The following is a 17,632-nucleotide window of genomic DNA, read 5'->3' as shown; positions in this document are numbered from 1 at the left end:
TTGCCCCTCCTCACACTCTGACTTTGACTTTCTTTGACTATAATTATAAACATTTGCGCAAAACTTGCAAATGTTTTATCTGTCACCATTATTGACAGAGTCAGGGAGGAATAAACGCAAAATTACTCTGTTGCAAATACTTTATGAACGTAATCAATCGATTGTATCTTGTCATAGACCTCTGGAAGCTTTTTTGTATTTGAAACCTGAATTTTGAAGGAATACTTGATTAGAGGAACAGATGCATCATTAGGATGATCGTCGACCGACATACTCAAAATCGGCACTTTACATGACTCCAGCTCGTTTACGATTGTAGATAAGGATACTTCCTTGTTTTCTACAATGACAGTGACATGATGGAACCTCTGCTTCCGTAAGTAAAGATCCTCGAATTTGTTGAGGAATAGTAAGCTCGCGATCATAACCGTCGTGGTGAAGATCGCTTCATAGTACATCCCGATCCCGACAACAAGTCCAATCCCTGCTACGACCCAGATCGAAGCAGCAGTCGTAAGACCACGCACTGTCACACCATGTACAAGGATTGTTCCAGCCCCTAGGAACCCGATGCCACTGACCACATATGCTGGCAGACGGGAAGGGTCGAAGCCTTGCACTTGTTCATGTGTACTTAAAAAATCTTCGAATCCGAAGATGGATAAAAGCATCATGAGGCATGAGCCTACCCCTACTAATAGATGGGTTCGAAAGCCCGCTGGGTGTCGCTTGAATTCTCGTTCGATTCCCACCATTCCACAAAGGAACGCTGCTAATACGAGTCTGATCGTAATCGTTGCCGTTTCATCTGATATCCAATCATACGATAATAGATCCATATTCTCTCACCCCTATATGTAACATCACCATTTCTATAGTCTATGGTTTATTGAATTTAATTATAGGTCAACAATGAAAAAAGGGGCAATGAAAAAGGTGCTGGAAAGTGAAAGAATGTTGTGTTGGGCATTTCTGTAGCTTTGTACTGTTTGGATAGTAAAGTGAGAAATTTGGATAGTAAATACTCTGTTGTGGATAGTAATGGGGGAAATTCGGATAGTATATGCTCTGTTTTGGCTCGTAAAAGTTGATTTCTTCCGAAATTCACTCCCTTTCCGCGGGTGGAAGGAAAAGCGGAATCGCCTGTTCAGGTGCGACAAGCGCTGGAGATTCCTTTAAAAACACGTTCTTTGTGTTTAAAAGGAATCGAAGCGACCTCGAGCACCTAGGCGATGAGCTAGACATCTCCGCGAGCCTCCTCACTTCCACAGGATGTGGTGACTTCGACGTTCACCACAGGACGTGGTGGCTTTTAGTCGAAGAACCTTAATTAAAGTAGCTGTGGGGTCTCGCCTGGCCCGCTTTTCCCGCAGGAGTGTCGTGAATTTCTACAAAAATCAACTTTAACAGGAAGTATTTTTCTTTGATGCATTGTGGAATTACAATGAATGACTGATCTCATCGTCTGCTTCCCTCCACTCCCATATATTTAAACACAAAAAAGAACAGTCTTTCGACTGTTCTCAGGCTGACGACTCTATATCAGTAAAAACGTGCACTTTGAAACAAAAAATAGGGTGTGGATGTTCTTTTTTGGAAAAAATAAACGTCTTTTTCCGATTATGTAATAAGAATCTGCATTAAATAGTGAAAATTTAAAGATTATCTACGAAAATCAGAAATTATCTACAAAAATGAGCGATTATCTACGGAAATTAGAATTTATCTACAAAAACGACGAATTATCTACGAAAACACAGTAATTATCTACAAAAAACGGATTCCCGCCGTTATCCGTAATGAAAAAAGCTTGAAACCCCCTTGCGGACATTTATTTGAACACAAAAAAGAGTAGTCAATTCGACTACTCTCTTGTTTGCCCGGCGACGTCCTACTCTCACAGGGGGAAGCCCCCAATTACCATTGGCGCTGAAGAGCTTAACTTCCGTGTTCGGCATGGGAACGGGTGTGACCTCTTCGCCATCATCACCAGACTATTTTGTTAGGGAATCCTATTCCCTCAAAACTAGATAACGTTTCTTGAAAACATCTTCGATGTTTAAGTTTTGTGGTTAAGTCCTCGATCGATTAGTATCTGTCAGCTTCACGTGTCGCCACGCTTCCACACCAGACCTATCAACCTCATCATCTCTGAGGGATCTTACTCGCTTGACGCGATGGGAAATCTCATCTTGAGGGGGGCTTCATGCTTAGATGCTTTCAGCACTTATCCCGTCCACACGTAGCTACCCAGCGATGCTCCTGGCGGAACAACTGGTACACCAGCGGTGTGTCCATCCCGGTCCTCTCGTACTAAGGACAGCTCCTCTCAAATTTCCTGCGCCCGCGACGGATAGGGACCGAACTGTCTCACGACGTTCTGAACCCAGCTCGCGTACCGCTTTAATGGGCGAACAGCCCAACCCTTGGGACCTACTTCAGCCCCAGGATGCGATGAGCCGACATCGAGGTGCCAAACCTCCCCGTCGATGTGGACTCTTGGGGGAGATAAGCCTGTTATCCCCAGGGTAGCTTTTATCCGTTGAGCGATGGCCCTTCCATGCGGAACCACCGGATCACTAAGCCCGACTTTCGTCCCTGCTCGACTTGTAGGTCTCGCAGTCAAGCTCCCTTGTGCCTTTACACTCTGCGAATGATTTCCAACCATTCTGAGGGAACCTTTGGGCGCCTCCGTTACACTTTAGGAGGCGACCGCCCCAGTCAAACTGCCCACCTGACACTGTCTCCGAACCGGATCACGGTTCTGGGTTAGAATTTCAATACCGTCAGGGTAGTATCCCACCGACGCCTCCACCGAACCTGGCGGTCCGGCTTCTAAGGCTCCTACCTATCCTGTACAAACGATACCAAAATCCAATATCAGGCTACAGTAAAGCTCCATGGGGTCTTTCCGTCCTGTCGCGGGTAACCTGCATCTTCACAGGTACTATAATTTCACCGGGTCTCTCGTTGAGACAGTATCCAAGTCGTTGCACCTTTCGTGCGGGTCGGAACTTACCCGACAAGGAATTTCGCTACCTTAGGACCGTTATAGTTACGGCCGCCGTTTACTGGGGCTTCGATTCAGAGCTTCTCCCGTAAGGGATAACCCCTCCTCTTAACCTTCCAGCACCGGGCAGGTGTCAGCCCCTATACTTCGCCTTACGGCTTCGCAGAGACCTGTGTTTTTGCTAAACAGTCGCTTGGATCTTTTCACTGCGGCTCTCTCGGGCATACACCCTATCAGAGCACCCCTTCTCCCGAAGTTACGGGGTCATTTTGCCGAGTTCCTTAACGAGAGTTCTCCCGAGCATCTTAGGATTCTCTCCTCGCCTACCTGTGTCGGTTTACGGTACGGGCACCTCTTTCCTCGCTAGAGGCTTTTCTTGGCAGTGTAGGATCAGGGACTTCGGTACTTTAATTCCCTCGCCATCACAGCTCCGCCGTATGGTGGACGGATTTACCTATCCACCGGCCTTGACTGCTTGGACGCGCATATCCATCAGCGCGCTCTCCCTACCTTCCTGCGTCCCCCCGTTGCTCAAACGGAAAGGAGGTGGTACAGGAATATCAACCTGTTATCCATCGCCTACGCCTTTCGGCCTCGGCTTAGGTCCCGACTAACCCTGAGCGGACGAGCCTTCCTCAGGAAACCTTGGGCTTTCGATGGAGAAGATTCTCACTTCTCTTTTCGCTACTCATACCGGCATTCTCACTTCAAAGCGCTCCACGAGTCCTTCCGGTCTCGCTTCTCAGCCCTTCGAACGCTCCCCTACCACTGTACCAACGGTACAATCCATAGCTTCGGTGATACGTTTAGCCCCGGTACATTTTCGGCGCAGAGTCACTCGACCAGTGAGCTATTACGCACTCTTTAAATGGTGGCTGCTTCTAAGCCAACATCCTGGTTGTCTAAGCAACTCCACATCCTTTTCCACTTAACGTATACTTGGGGACCTTAGCTGATGGTCTGGGCTGTTTCCCTCTCGACTACGGATCTTATCACTCGCAGTCTGACTCCCGTGGACAAGTTCCTGGCATTCGGAGTTTGACTGAATTCGGTAATCCTGTGGGGACCCCTAGTCCAATCAGTGCTCTACCTCCAGAACTCTCACCACGAGGCTAGCCCTAAAGCTATTTCGGGGAGAACCAGCTATCTCCGAGTTCGATTGGCATTTCACCCCTACCCACACCTCATCCCCGCACTTTTCAACGTGCGTGGGTTCGGGCCTCCATTCAGTGTTACCTGAACTTCACCCTGGACATGGGTAGATCACTCGGTTTCGGGTCTACGACAACGTACTCCTTCGCCCTATTCAGACTCGCTTTCGCTGCGGCTCCGTCTTTTCAACTTAACCTTGCACGTTATCGTAACTCGCCGGTTCATTCTACAAAAGGCACGCCGTCACCCGTTAATGGGCTCCGACTACTTGTAGGCACACGGTTTCAGGATCTCTTTCACTCCCCTTCCGGGGTGCTTTTCACCTTTCCCTCACGGTACTGGTTCACTATCGGTCACTAGGGAGTATTTAGCCTTGGGAGATGGTCCTCCCAGATTCCGACGGGGTTTCACGTGTCCCGCCGTACTCAGGATCCACTCTGGAGGGAACGACGTTTTGGCTACAGGGCTGTTACCTCTTCTAGCGGGCCTTTCCAGACCGCTTCGCCTACGCCGTTCCTTTCTTACTCCGTATAGAGTGTCCTACAACCCCAAGAGGCAAGCCTCTTGGTTTGGGCTAATTCCGTTTCGCTCGCCGCTACTCAGGAAATCGCGATTGCTTTCTCTTCCTCTGGGTACTAAGATGTTTCAGTTCCCCAGGTCTGCCTTCTCATACCCTATGTATTCAGGTATGGATACTATCCCATTACGGATAGTGGGTTCCCCCATTCGGAAATCCCCGGATCGAAGCTTACTTACAGCTCCCCGAGGCATATCGGTGTTCGTCCCGTCCTTCTTCGGCTCCTAGTGCCAAGGCATCCACCGTGCGCCCTTCATAACTTAACCACGTTATGAATGAACTTACACTTATTTCTTGTCATTTAAAATGACGTTTCGATGTCTTGTTTTCAAGAATTGTTATCTAGTTTTCAAGGAACAGTGTTTGAAAGAGGTTTAGCTCTTTCAAAACTAAACAAAAGCCAAAGCGTGTTATGTCCTTAAAGGACTCCTTAGAAAGGAGGTGATCCAGCCGCACCTTCCGATACGGCTACCTTGTTACGACTTCACCCCAATCATCTGTCCCACCTTCGGCGGCTGGTTCCAAAAGGTTACCTCACCGACTTCGGGTGTTACAAACTCTCGTGGTGTGACGGGCGGTGTGTACAAGGCCCGGGAACGTATTCACCGCGGCATGCTGATCCGCGATTACTAGCAATTCCGGCTTCATGCAGGCGAGTTGCAGCCTGCAATCCGAACTGAGAATGGCTTTATGGGATTCGCTCAACCTCGCGGTTTTGCTGCCCTTTGTACCATCCATTGTAGCACGTGTGTAGCCCAGGTCATAAGGGGCATGATGATTTGACGTCATCCCCACCTTCCTCCGGTTTGTCACCGGCAGTCACCTTAGAGTGCCCAACTGAATGCTGGCAACTAAGATCAAGGGTTGCGCTCGTTGCGGGACTTAACCCAACATCTCACGACACGAGCTGACGACAACCATGCACCACCTGTCACTTCGTCCCCCGAAGGGGAACCTTCCATCTCTGGAAGTAGCGAAGGATGTCAAGACCTGGTAAGGTTCTTCGCGTTGCTTCGAATTAAACCACATGCTCCACTGCTTGTGCGGGCCCCCGTCAATTCCTTTGAGTTTCAGCCTTGCGGCCGTACTCCCCAGGCGGAGTGCTTAATGTGTTAACGTCAGCACTGAGGGTGGAACCCCCCAACACCTAGCACTCATCGTTTACGGCGTGGACTACCAGGGTATCTAATCCTGTTTGCTCCCCACGCTTTCGCGCCTCAGCGTCAGTTACTGGCCAGAGAGCCGCCTTCGCCACTGGTGTTCCTCCATATATCTACGCATTTCACCGCTACACATGGAATTCCACTCTCCTCTCCAGTACTCAAGTCCCCCAGTTTCCAATGGCCCTCCACGGTTGAGCCGTGGGCTTTCACATCAGACTTAAGAGACCGCCTGCGCGCGCTTTACGCCCAATAATTCCGGACAACGCTTGCCACCTACGTATTACCGCGGCTGCTGGCACGTAGTTAGCCGTGGCTTTCTGGTTAGGTACCGTCAAGGTACCGCCCTATTCGAACGGTACTTGTTCTTCCCTAACAACAGAGCTTTACGACCCGAAGGCCTTCATCGCTCACGCGGCGTTGCTCGGTCAGGCTTTCGCCCATTGCCGAAGATTCCCTACTGCTGCCTCCCGTAGGAGTCTGGGCCGTGTCTCAGTCCCAGTGTGGCCGATCACCCTCTCAGGTCGGCTACGCATCGTCGCCTTGGTAAGCTCTTACCCCACCAACTAGCTAATGCGCCGCGGGCCCATCTGTAAGTGATAGCGAGAAGCCATCTTTTAACCTTCCTCCATGCGGAGGTAGGTGTTACCCGGTATTAGCCCCGGTTTCCCGGAGTTATCCCAGTCTTACAGGTAGGTTGCCCACGTGTTACTCACCCGTCCGCCGCTGATCTCAGGGGAGCAAGCTCCCCATTGATCCGCTCGACTTGCATGTATTAGGCACGCCGCCAGCGTTCGTCCTGAGCCAGGATCAAACTCTCCAATAAAGTAAAGTTTGTCTTGCTCATAAATGTAAATCGAAATTGATTCAGGGTTTATTAAAAACCCGTTTCACGCTTGGCTTTTGTTCAGTTTTCAAAGAACTATGGTGGAGCCTAGCGGGATCGAACCGCTGACCTCCTGCGTGCAAGGCAGGCGCTCTCCCAGCTGAGCTAAGGCCCCATATCTAAAAACGGAATGGTCGGGAAGACAGGATTTGAACCTGCGACCCCCTGGTCCCAAACCAGGTGCTCTACCAAGCTGAGCCACTTCCCGTAAATGGCGCGCCCGAGAGGAGTCGAACCCCTAACCTTCTGATCCGTAGTCAGACGCTCTATCCAATTGAGCTACGGGCGCATTTTATATGATTTGAAGACGTTGTCGAAAATGGTGCCGAGGGCCGGACTTGAACCGGCACGGTAATCACTTACCGCAGGATTTTAAGTCCTGTGTGTCTGCCAATTCCACCACCCCGGCAGTAATGGAGCGGAAGACGGGATTCGAACCCGCGACCCCCACCTTGGCAAGGTGGTGTTCTACCACTGAACTACTTCCGCAAATGGTGCGGGTGGAGGGACTTGAACCCCCACGTCGCAAGGACACTAGATCCTAAGTCTAGCGCGTCTGCCAATTCCGCCACACCCGCAAATCTATTTAGATGAAAAGTGGTGAGCCATGAAGGACTCGAACCTTCGACCCTCTGATTAAAAGTCAGATGCTCTACCGACTGAGCTAATGGCTCGGAATGGTGCTGGCCAGAGGACTTGAACCCCCAACCTACTGATTACAAGTCAGTTGCTCTACCAATTGAGCTAGGCCAGCGTTGTTAAAAGAAGTCTGTTCAATTTGTGTCTCTTCCTCTACACGAACTGCTTCGTTGTAGACTGCGTCGAGACAAGTCGCAGCTAATTCATCAGCTGTCATGCTCCTTGCTCTACCAATTGAGCTAGGCCAGCGTTATTATAATAAATGGTGGAGGATGACGGGATCGAACCGCCGACCCCCTGCTTGTAAGGCAGGTGCTCTCCCAGCTGAGCTAATCCTCCATATATAAAGCCCGGCGACGTCCTACTCTCACAGGGGGAAGCCCCCAATTACCATTGGCGCTGAAGAGCTTAACTTCCGTGTTCGGCATGGGAACGGGTGTGACCTCTTCGCCATCATCACCAGACTATTTTGTTAGGGAATCCTATTCCCTCAAAACTAGATAACGTTTCTTGAAAACATCTTCGATGTTTAAGTTTTGTGGTTAAGTCCTCGATCGATTAGTATCTGTCAGCTTCACGTGTCGCCACGCTTCCACACCAGACCTATCAACCTCATCATCTCTGAGGGATCTTACTCGCTTGACGCGATGGGAAATCTCATCTTGAGGGGGGCTTCATGCTTAGATGCTTTCAGCACTTATCCCGTCCACACGTAGCTACCCAGCGATGCTCCTGGCGGAACAACTGGTACACCAGCGGTGTGTCCATCCCGGTCCTCTCGTACTAAGGACAGCTCCTCTCAAATTTCCTGCGCCCGCGACGGATAGGGACCGAACTGTCTCACGACGTTCTGAACCCAGCTCGCGTACCGCTTTAATGGGCGAACAGCCCAACCCTTGGGACCTACTTCAGCCCCAGGATGCGATGAGCCGACATCGAGGTGCCAAACCTCCCCGTCGATGTGGACTCTTGGGGGAGATAAGCCTGTTATCCCCAGGGTAGCTTTTATCCGTTGAGCGATGGCCCTTCCATGCGGAACCACCGGATCACTAAGCCCGACTTTCGTCCCTGCTCGACTTGTAGGTCTCGCAGTCAAGCTCCCTTGTGCCTTTACACTCTGCGAATGATTTCCAACCATTCTGAGGGAACCTTTGGGCGCCTCCGTTACACTTTAGGAGGCGACCGCCCCAGTCAAACTGCCCACCTGACACTGTCTCCGAACCGGATCACGGTTCTGGGTTAGAATTTCAATACCGTCAGGGTAGTATCCCACCGACGCCTCCACCGAACCTGGCGGTCCGGCTTCTAAGGCTCCTACCTATCCTGTACAAACGATACCAAAATCCAATATCAGGCTACAGTAAAGCTCCATGGGGTCTTTCCGTCCTGTCGCGGGTAACCTGCATCTTCACAGGTACTATAATTTCACCGGGTCTCTCGTTGAGACAGTATCCAAGTCGTTGCACCTTTCGTGCGGGTCGGAACTTACCCGACAAGGAATTTCGCTACCTTAGGACCGTTATAGTTACGGCCGCCGTTTACTGGGGCTTCGATTCAGAGCTTCTCCCGTAAGGGATAACCCCTCCTCTTAACCTTCCAGCACCGGGCAGGTGTCAGCCCCTATACTTCGCCTTACGGCTTCGCAGAGACCTGTGTTTTTGCTAAACAGTCGCTTGGATCTTTTCACTGCGGCTCTCTCGGGCATACACCCTATCAGAGCACCCCTTCTCCCGAAGTTACGGGGTCATTTTGCCGAGTTCCTTAACGAGAGTTCTCCCGAGCATCTTAGGATTCTCTCCTCGCCTACCTGTGTCGGTTTACGGTACGGGCACCTCTTTCCTCGCTAGAGGCTTTTCTTGGCAGTGTAGGATCAGGGACTTCGGTACTTTAATTCCCTCGCCATCACAGCTCCGCCGTATGGTGGACGGATTTACCTATCCACCGGCCTTGACTGCTTGGACGCGCATATCCATCAGCGCGCTCTCCCTACCTTCCTGCGTCCCCCCGTTGCTCAAACGGAAAGGAGGTGGTACAGGAATATCAACCTGTTATCCATCGCCTACGCCTTTCGGCCTCGGCTTAGGTCCCGACTAACCCTGAGCGGACGAGCCTTCCTCAGGAAACCTTGGGCTTTCGATGGAGAAGATTCTCACTTCTCTTTTCGCTACTCATACCGGCATTCTCACTTCAAAGCGCTCCACGAGTCCTTCCGGTCTCGCTTCTCAGCCCTTCGAACGCTCCCCTACCACTGTACCAACGGTACAATCCATAGCTTCGGTGATACGTTTAGCCCCGGTACATTTTCGGCGCAGAGTCACTCGACCAGTGAGCTATTACGCACTCTTTAAATGGTGGCTGCTTCTAAGCCAACATCCTGGTTGTCTAAGCAACTCCACATCCTTTTCCACTTAACGTATACTTGGGGACCTTAGCTGATGGTCTGGGCTGTTTCCCTCTCGACTACGGATCTTATCACTCGCAGTCTGACTCCCGTGGACAAGTTCCTGGCATTCGGAGTTTGACTGAATTCGGTAATCCTGTGGGGACCCCTAGTCCAATCAGTGCTCTACCTCCAGAACTCTCACCACGAGGCTAGCCCTAAAGCTATTTCGGGGAGAACCAGCTATCTCCGAGTTCGATTGGCATTTCACCCCTACCCACACCTCATCCCCGCACTTTTCAACGTGCGTGGGTTCGGGCCTCCATTCAGTGTTACCTGAACTTCACCCTGGACATGGGTAGATCACTCGGTTTCGGGTCTACGACAACGTACTCCTTCGCCCTATTCAGACTCGCTTTCGCTGCGGCTCCGTCTTTTCAACTTAACCTTGCACGTTATCGTAACTCGCCGGTTCATTCTACAAAAGGCACGCCGTCACCCGTTAATGGGCTCCGACTACTTGTAGGCACACGGTTTCAGGATCTCTTTCACTCCCCTTCCGGGGTGCTTTTCACCTTTCCCTCACGGTACTGGTTCACTATCGGTCACTAGGGAGTATTTAGCCTTGGGAGATGGTCCTCCCAGATTCCGACGGGGTTTCACGTGTCCCGCCGTACTCAGGATCCACTCTGGAGGGAACGACGTTTTGGCTACAGGGCTGTTACCTCTTCTAGCGGGCCTTTCCAGACCGCTTCGCCTACGCCGTTCCTTTCTTACTCCGTATAGAGTGTCCTACAACCCCAAGAGGCAAGCCTCTTGGTTTGGGCTGTTTCCGTTTCGCTCGCCGCTACTCAGGAAATCGCGATTGCTTTCTCTTCCTCTGGGTACTAAGATGTTTCAGTTCCCCAGGTCTGCCTTCTCATACCCTATGTATTCAGGTATGGATACTATCCCATTACGGATAGTGGGTTCCCCCATTCGGAAATCCCCGGATCGAAGCTTACTTACAGCTCCCCGAGGCATATCGGTGTTCGTCCCGTCCTTCTTCGGCTCCTAGTGCCAAGGCATCCACCGTGCGCCCTTCATAACTTAACCACGTTATGAATGAACTTACACTTTACTTCTTGTCATTTAAAATGACGTTTCGATGTCTTGTTTTCAAGAATTTGTTATCTAGTTTTCAAGGAACAGTGCGTTGCCTTTTTGAAGCAACGAACATTCATTATACAGACATACCGACATGCTGTCAATAGTCTTTTAAATGGTGGAGCCTAGCGGGATCGAACCGCTGACCTCCTGCGTGCAAGGCAGGCGCTCTCCCAGCTGAGCTAAGGCCCCGTAATAGATGTGATATTTTAAAATGGTGGGCCTAAGTGGACTCGAACCACCGACCTCACGCTTATCAGGCGTGCGCTCTAACCAGCTGAGCTATAGGCCCGAACAATCTTGTTTTTTTATACAAGCTCATTCAAAACTAAACAAAAGCCAAAGCGTGTATGTCCTTAAAGGACTCCTTAGAAAGGAGGTGATCCAGCCGCACCTTCCGATACGGCTACCTTGTTACGACTTCACCCCAATCATCTGTCCCACCTTCGGCGGCTGGTTCCAAAAGGTTACCTCACCGACTTCGGGTGTTACAAACTCTCGTGGTGTGACGGGCGGTGTGTACAAGGCCCGGGAACGTATTCACCGCGGCATGCTGATCCGCGATTACTAGCAATTCCGGCTTCATGCAGGCGAGTTGCAGCCTGCAATCCGAACTGAGAATGGCTTTATGGGATTCGCTCAACCTCGCGGTTTTGCTGCCCTTTGTACCATCCATTGTAGCACGTGTGTAGCCCAGGTCATAAGGGGCATGATGATTTGACGTCATCCCCACCTTCCTCCGGTTTGTCACCGGCAGTCACCTTAGAGTGCCCAACTGAATGCTGGCAACTAAGATCAAGGGTTGCGCTCGTTGCGGGACTTAACCCAACATCTCACGACACGAGCTGACGACAACCATGCACCACCTGTCACTTCGTCCCCCGAAGGGGAACCTTCCATCTCTGGAAGTAGCGAAGGATGTCAAGACCTGGTAAGGTTCTTCGCGTTGCTTCGAATTAAACCACATGCTCCACTGCTTGTGCGGGCCCCCGTCAATTCCTTTGAGTTTCAGCCTTGCGGCCGTACTCCCCAGGCGGAGTGCTTAATGTGTTAACGTCAGCACTGAGGGTGGAACCCCCCAACACCTAGCACTCATCGTTTACGGCGTGGACTACCAGGGTATCTAATCCTGTTTGCTCCCCACGCTTTCGCGCCTCAGCGTCAGTTACTGGCCAGAGAGCCGCCTTCGCCACTGGTGTTCCTCCATATATCTACGCATTTCACCGCTACACATGGAATTCCACTCTCCTCTCCAGTACTCAAGTCCCCCAGTTTCCAATGGCCCTCCACGGTTGAGCCGTGGGCTTTCACATCAGACTTAAGAGACCGCCTGCGCGCGCTTTACGCCCAATAATTCCGGACAACGCTTGCCACCTACGTATTACCGCGGCTGCTGGCACGTAGTTAGCCGTGGCTTTCTGGTTAGGTACCGTCAAGGTACCGCCCTATTCGAACGGTACTTGTTCTTCCCTAACAACAGAGCTTTACGACCCGAAGGCCTTCATCGCTCACGCGGCGTTGCTCGGTCAGGCTTTCGCCCATTGCCGAAGATTCCCTACTGCTGCCTCCCGTAGGAGTCTGGGCCGTGTCTCAGTCCCAGTGTGGCCGATCACCCTCTCAGGTCGGCTACGCATCGTCGCCTTGGTAAGCTCTTACCCCACCAACTAGCTAATGCGCCGCGGGCCCATCTGTAAGTGATAGCAAGAAGCCATCTTTTAACCTTCCTCCATGCGGAGGTAGGTGTTACCCGGTATTAGCCCCGGTTTCCCGGAGTTATCCCAGTCTTACAGGTAGGTTGCCCACGTGTTACTCACCCGTCCGCCGCTGATCTCAGGGGAGCAAGCTCCCCATTGATCCGCTCGACTTGCATGTATTAGGCACGCCGCCAGCGTTCGTCCTGAGCCAGGATCAAACTCTCCAATAAAGTAAAGTTTGTCTTGCTCATAAATGTAAATCGAAATTGATTCAGGGTTTATTAAAAACCCGTTTCACGCTTGGCTTTTGTTCAGTTTTCAAAGAGCTTTCGAATCGCGAAGTGCGACTCACTTAATTTGTTTTGTCGTTTATTGGCGACTTAATTAATGTAACATACGAGTTTGTCGAAGTCAACAACAAATTTTATCGTGTGTTGTCGCGAAATCAGTTTTTCCAACGACGAAAAATAATATACCATCTTTTCATGAATGAATCAATACATTTTCATAAATAAATTTTCAAAGTAAAAGACTGCCCCCTGATAGAGGCAGTCTAAACAAAATCATTCCTATTCTGTCCGATTTCTCATTTGAGGGAAGAGCAGGACGTCTCGGATCGATGGCGAGTTCGTCAGCAACATGACTAGGCGATCGATTCCGATTCCAAGTCCGCCAGTTGGAGGTAATCCATATTCCAGCGCTTCAATGAAATCATTGTCCATCATGTGTGCTTCATCGTTACCTTCCTCGCGCTCCTTCAGTTGAGCCTCGAAACGTTCACGTTGGTCGATTGGATCGTTCAACTCTGTAAAGGCATTCGCATGCTCACGTCCCACGATAAAGAGTTCGAAGCGATCCGTGAAACGAGGATCATCCGGATTCTTTTTCGCAAGAGGAGAAATGGCAACAGGGTGACCGTATATGAATGTTGGCTGGATAAGCTTCTCTTCCACAAAGTGCTCGAAGAATTCGTTGACGACATGACCATATGTCATCGTCTCTTGAACAGGCACGTTATGTTCTTTAGCAAGAGCGCGTGCCTCTTCATCGCTCATTTCCTTCCAGAAGTCTACACCTGCGTGCTCTTTGACAGCATCCACCATGTGAATACGGGCCCATTCTGGTTTAAGATCCACATCATAGTCTCCGTATTTTACTGTCGTTGTTCCGAGAACCTCTTCAGCAACGTGGGCAATTAGGTTTTCAGTCAAGGACATGACATCTTTATAATCCGCATACGCTTCATAAAGCTCCATCATTGTGAACTCTGGATTATGACGAGTAGAGACGCCTTCGTTACGGAATACACGGCCGATTTCGTATACTTTCTCCATTCCACCGACGATGAGACGCTTCAAGTGCAATTCAATCGCAATACGCATATAGAGCTCCATGTCGAGAGAGTTGTGATGTGTGATGAATGGTCGAGCAGATGCTCCCCCTGGAATGGAATGCATTGTCGGTGTCTCTACTTCCAAGTAACCGTTATTATCCAGATAACGGCGCATGGATTGTAGGATACGGCTTCGTGTTACGAAAGTGTCTTTCACTTCTGGATTCATGATCAGGTCCACATAACGTTGACGATAGCGTTGTTCAATATCTTTTAATCCATGGAACTTATCAGGTAACGGGCGTAGCGCTTTGGATAATAGGAAGAAGTCGGTTACTTTGACTGAGAGTTCTCCTACTTTTGTCTTGAATGCAACACCTTTTACGCCGACAATGTCACCGATATCGATTGTATTGAAAAGCTCATATTGCTCGTCACCGACTGTATCCTTACGTACATAAAGCTGGATTTGTCCAGTAAGGTCCTGGATGTGAGCGAATCCCGCTTTTCCTTTGCCCCGCTTTGTCATAATACGTCCAGCGAGTGAGACTTCATTGTTTTGTTCGGAGAGATCTTCCTTCGATACTTCCTCGAACTTCTCTGTCATGGATTGTGCAGTATGGGTCCGATCGAAACGATGTCCGAATGGATCGACACCCAAATCCTTTAATGTGTTTAACTTTTCTCGTCGAACGAGCAGCTGGTCGTTCAATTCGACGTCTTGACTCATTTCTATCACTCCTAAAAAATCAGTTCACGTCCAAAATATTGTATCTAATTGTATCCCCATAAAGCGATAGACATACTTCATCGCCTGTTTTTTTATGCAACAGCTTCTTCCCTAATATAGATTCAACCGAAAGATAGTTCAATGTCGGGGATGATTCAACCGGGTGGACGAGTTTATAGGTTTCGGTAACATCTAGGTGTGGATCGAAGAGCGTAACATTCGATCCGAGGGATATAGCCTCTTCCCCAGTCATTTCAGATAACTGTTCGGCAGAATAAAGCAGCTTTTCCAGCTCCTTTATACGCGTATCATAAAAACACATCTCTTCAGATGCCAGCTCTGCTACGACTGCATGGGGGTTATTGCGGCTTTCGTACAAGTCAATCAATTCCGTAGCTAACTTCTTGATGCCTCCACTTGTGAGTCGGGTAATCGTACCGCTCATACTTTTCCTCCTAAAATAGGTTTCTGTGTGTAGACACCAAGAGGTATGTAAACAGTATTCTCTAAGTGAACACTGTTATCCTACTTGAATTTCTTGTGCTTCTTGTCTAGCTTCTAATTCTTGTACATCGTTCATCAACACTTTCTCCATGGCATCGATAGATTCTAGCTCCATGATCGTGTTATGAACTTTTGCGTTTTTCCGGAAGACCTTTTAAATACCATGCAGCATGTTTATTGTTCTTGAACTTTCTTTGGAGAGAGTTCCTCTACAGATATATTTAAAGCTTGCGTGACTTTGTGGATAAGGTCATCATTCGGCATCCGGTTGCCACGTTCTATTTCACCGAGAACCGAAACAGATATGTTCATTTCCCCAGCGAGCCCTTCTTGTGTGAAACCCTTCAATTTTCGAAAAGCCCGTATTCGCCTTCCCCATTGTTCCGCTTCCATACGTTTACTCCTTTTTTGTCAATTCTTTCGTTGATGATTGTCGTAAAGCTTTCATCCGTATGTGGAAAATGTAAATCTGGTTGCAGCTCATAAAGGGGAATCATGACAAAACCTCTTTCGAGCATTCTTGGGTGTGGTATTTTTAAGTCTTCTGATTGTATATTCTCTTGATTATACAATAAAATGTCAAGGTCTATCGTACGCGGACCCCAATGTATTTCACGTGTACGATCGAGTTCCTTTTCAATGGATTGAAGTTTTTCAAGCAGGTCTTGTGCAGTTTCCATCGTTTCCACTTTGGCAACCATGTTCAAAAAGGCTGCTTGATCCGTATATCCAACAGGTTCTGTTTCATAGATGGATGATGTTTTCTCAACATGAGTGCCTGGCAGGGAATCAATCGCTCGAAGAGCCCGCTGTAAATAAGAACTGCGGTCACCGATATTCGACCCTAGGGCTAAGTAAACATCCTTCATGCACGGGACCTCTTTATTTCAATCGCAACGGCATCATAATGGCCTGGAATCGGTGGGTCCGGCTTGATGACTTTGACAGTGCATGCTTGGATGATCGGGAATTTCTCAAGCAAAGCCTGGGCAATATCCTCAGCAATCGTCTCAACGAGCTTCTTAGGCTTTCCTTCAACGATTTCTTTCGTCAATTCATAAGCCTGCCCATAATGAACAGTGCTCTCAATATCGTCTGACTTTGAAGCTTCCGTCAAATCACATTCAAGGACGAGGTCCACATTGAATCGTTGACCTAGCTTGTTCTCTTCAGGGTACACGCCGTGATAACCGTAAAATTGCATATTGTCGATATAGATCTTATCCATGCTGTACAGCTCCCTTCTTCATTAACATCGCATCCATCATCATCGCCATTCGTTTGTTTTCCAACACATCATGCACGCGGACAAGCTGACAGCCTTTCTGAATGCCAAGACATGTCGTCGCTCCGGTCCCTTCCATCCGTTGATCCGCTTCCGTTTGCAGTACTCGCCCGATGAACGATTTCCTGGATGTACCGAGGATGACGGGATAGCCGAGATTCGTCAGGACATCCAAGCTCGACATGACTTCCAGGTTATCTTCATACGTCTTCGCAAAACCTATACCGGGGTCAAGGATGATGTTTTCATCTTTAACGCCAGCATCTTTCACAATCTCGACGCTTTCCCTGAGACCCCTGGCAATGTCAGCCATAAGATGGTGATAGTTTCCGTCTGATTGGTTGTGCATGAGAATGATCGGCACTTGATGTGCAGCTGCGACCTCTGCCATTTTCGCATCCGCTTTTGCTCCCCATACATCATTGATAATATCCGCTCCTGCCTGGATGGCTTGGTCGGCCACTTCCGCTTTATACGTATCAATTGAAATTGGAACGTCAACAGCTGCCCTGACAGCTTTAATCATTGGTATGACTCGATCCAGTTCTTCCTGCAGGGTAACTTTTTCAGCACCCGGACGGGTTGATTCGCCGCCGATGTCAATAATATCCGCCCCTGCTTGGACCATTTCTTTCGCATGCTCTACAGCTCGTTCGATTGAATTGTAATGGCCACCATCTGAAAAAGAATCTGGTGTTACGTTCAAGATTCCCATGATCCATGTTCGTTCGTTCAAGTCCATCATTCGATCCCGTACATTGATGATCCATGGATTTTGAGTAACCTTCTTGCCTTCCAGCAGGTGTTGAAGCTCTCGTCCAGCTTCGACCACTTCCTTTGATTCATGTTGACATAGTTGATCAATCGCAAGCTCGACTCCGTTCGAAGGACCAACCACAATCGCATCGGTCATGTCTTCTTCCATTTCTTCTGCTTCCTCTGAAATGATGCAATCAAGACCATTTACGAGCATCACCTGCTTCAGTTGCCATGCCGTTTTCAACGGAAGGCTTTCAAGCCGGATCGTCCATTTACTCTCAATCAGCTGGTTCCTTTTCATACGATCGATTTTCGCTCCAACAGACATCAGTTCATTCATCGCATCTGTTTCAGTGTTTGGATGGATGAAGATTGGG

7 protein-coding genes, 11 tRNA genes and 6 rRNA genes are annotated in these 17,632 nt (G+C 49.3%); all 24 read right to left on the bottom strand.

The features are described 5' to 3' along the window. Positions 1 to 122: 122 nt before the first annotated feature. Positions 123 to 839, bottom strand: a complete 717-nt coding sequence (locus tag V1497_RS00600; protein WP_349409095.1) for an MgtC/SapB family protein — start codon at positions 837 to 839, stop codon at positions 123 to 125. Between the two features lie 1,039 nt (positions 840 to 1,878). Then, a 5S ribosomal RNA gene (gene rrf / locus V1497_RS00595) occupies positions 1,879 to 1,994 on the bottom strand. A 74-nt stretch (positions 1,995 to 2,068) separates the two neighbouring features. Continuing rightward, positions 2,069 to 5,005, bottom strand: a 23S ribosomal RNA gene (locus V1497_RS00590). A gap of 168 nt (positions 5,006 to 5,173) precedes the next feature. Continuing rightward, positions 5,174 to 6,725, bottom strand: a 16S ribosomal RNA gene (locus V1497_RS00585). A gap of 99 nt (positions 6,726 to 6,824) precedes the next feature. Then, a tRNA-Ala gene (locus V1497_RS00580) sits at positions 6,825 to 6,900 on the bottom strand. Between the two features lie 16 nt (positions 6,901 to 6,916). After that, a tRNA-Pro gene (locus V1497_RS00575) sits at positions 6,917 to 6,993 on the bottom strand. A 4-nt stretch (positions 6,994 to 6,997) separates the two neighbouring features. Beyond that, positions 6,998 to 7,074, bottom strand: a tRNA-Arg gene (locus V1497_RS00570). A 31-nt stretch (positions 7,075 to 7,105) separates the two neighbouring features. Then, a tRNA-Leu gene (locus tag V1497_RS00565) sits at positions 7,106 to 7,194 on the bottom strand. 5 nt (positions 7,195 to 7,199) lie between these two features. Continuing rightward, positions 7,200 to 7,274, bottom strand: a tRNA-Gly gene (locus V1497_RS00560). Between the two features lie 3 nt (positions 7,275 to 7,277). Beyond that, a tRNA-Leu gene (locus V1497_RS00555) sits at positions 7,278 to 7,363 on the bottom strand. A gap of 20 nt (positions 7,364 to 7,383) precedes the next feature. Beyond that, a tRNA-Lys gene (locus tag V1497_RS00550) sits at positions 7,384 to 7,459 on the bottom strand. 4 nt (positions 7,460 to 7,463) lie between these two features. Further along, positions 7,464 to 7,539: transfer RNA gene (locus V1497_RS00545), tRNA-Thr, on the bottom strand. Positions 7,540 to 7,687: 148 nt separating this feature from the next. Further along, a tRNA-Val gene (locus V1497_RS00540) sits at positions 7,688 to 7,763 on the bottom strand. A 9-nt stretch (positions 7,764 to 7,772) separates the two neighbouring features. Beyond that, a 5S ribosomal RNA gene (rrf, locus tag V1497_RS00535) occupies positions 7,773 to 7,888 on the bottom strand. A 74-nt stretch (positions 7,889 to 7,962) separates the two neighbouring features. After that, positions 7,963 to 10,899, bottom strand: a 23S ribosomal RNA gene (locus V1497_RS00530). 167 nt (positions 10,900 to 11,066) lie between these two features. Next, positions 11,067 to 11,142, bottom strand: a tRNA-Ala gene (locus V1497_RS00525). A gap of 23 nt (positions 11,143 to 11,165) precedes the next feature. After that, a tRNA-Ile gene (locus V1497_RS00520) sits at positions 11,166 to 11,242 on the bottom strand. An 80-nt stretch (positions 11,243 to 11,322) separates the two neighbouring features. Next, positions 11,323 to 12,874, bottom strand: a 16S ribosomal RNA gene (locus tag V1497_RS00515). The 16S, 23S and 5S rRNA genes sit together here with 11 tRNA genes alongside, the layout of an rRNA operon. Positions 12,875 to 13,213: 339 nt before the next feature. Further along, positions 13,214 to 14,707, bottom strand: a complete 1,494-nt coding sequence (gene lysS / locus V1497_RS00510; protein WP_349409094.1) for a lysine--tRNA ligase — start codon at positions 14,705 to 14,707, stop codon at positions 13,214 to 13,216. A gap of 19 nt (positions 14,708 to 14,726) precedes the next feature. After that, the gene (locus tag V1497_RS00505) at positions 14,727 to 15,152 is read right to left on the bottom strand and encodes a GreA/GreB family elongation factor (protein ID WP_349409093.1); all 426 of its coding nucleotides are present in this window, start codon (positions 15,150 to 15,152) and stop codon (positions 14,727 to 14,729) included. Between the two features lie 233 nt (positions 15,153 to 15,385). Beyond that, a complete protein-coding gene (locus tag V1497_RS00500) occupies positions 15,386 to 15,604 on the bottom strand; it encodes a helix-turn-helix transcriptional regulator (protein WP_349409092.1) in 219 nt (72 codons plus the stop codon). Then, complete coding sequence (folK, locus tag V1497_RS00495) at positions 15,556 to 16,080, bottom strand: 2-amino-4-hydroxy-6-hydroxymethyldihydropteridine diphosphokinase (protein WP_349409091.1); 525 nt, start codon at positions 16,078 to 16,080, stop codon at positions 15,556 to 15,558. The genes V1497_RS00500 and folK overlap by 49 nt, the downstream gene beginning before the upstream one ends. Further along, complete coding sequence (folB, locus tag V1497_RS00490; protein ID WP_349409090.1) at positions 16,077 to 16,439, bottom strand: dihydroneopterin aldolase; 363 nt, start codon at positions 16,437 to 16,439, stop codon at positions 16,077 to 16,079. The genes folK and folB overlap by 4 nt, the downstream gene beginning before the upstream one ends. Next, positions 16,432 to 17,241: a dihydropteroate synthase gene (folP, locus tag V1497_RS00485; protein ID WP_349410712.1), complete on the bottom strand. Its 810-nt coding sequence runs from the start codon at positions 17,239 to 17,241 to the stop codon at positions 16,432 to 16,434. The genes folB and folP overlap by 8 nt, the downstream gene beginning before the upstream one ends. Positions 17,242 to 17,632 lie beyond the last annotated feature (391 nt).

It is taken from the genome of Pseudalkalibacillus sp. SCS-8 (assembly GCF_040126055.1).
Lineage (GTDB): Bacteria > Bacillota > Bacilli > Bacillales > Fictibacillaceae > Pseudalkalibacillus > Pseudalkalibacillus nanhaiensis.
This window is presented reverse-complemented; position numbering and strand designations above follow the sequence as displayed.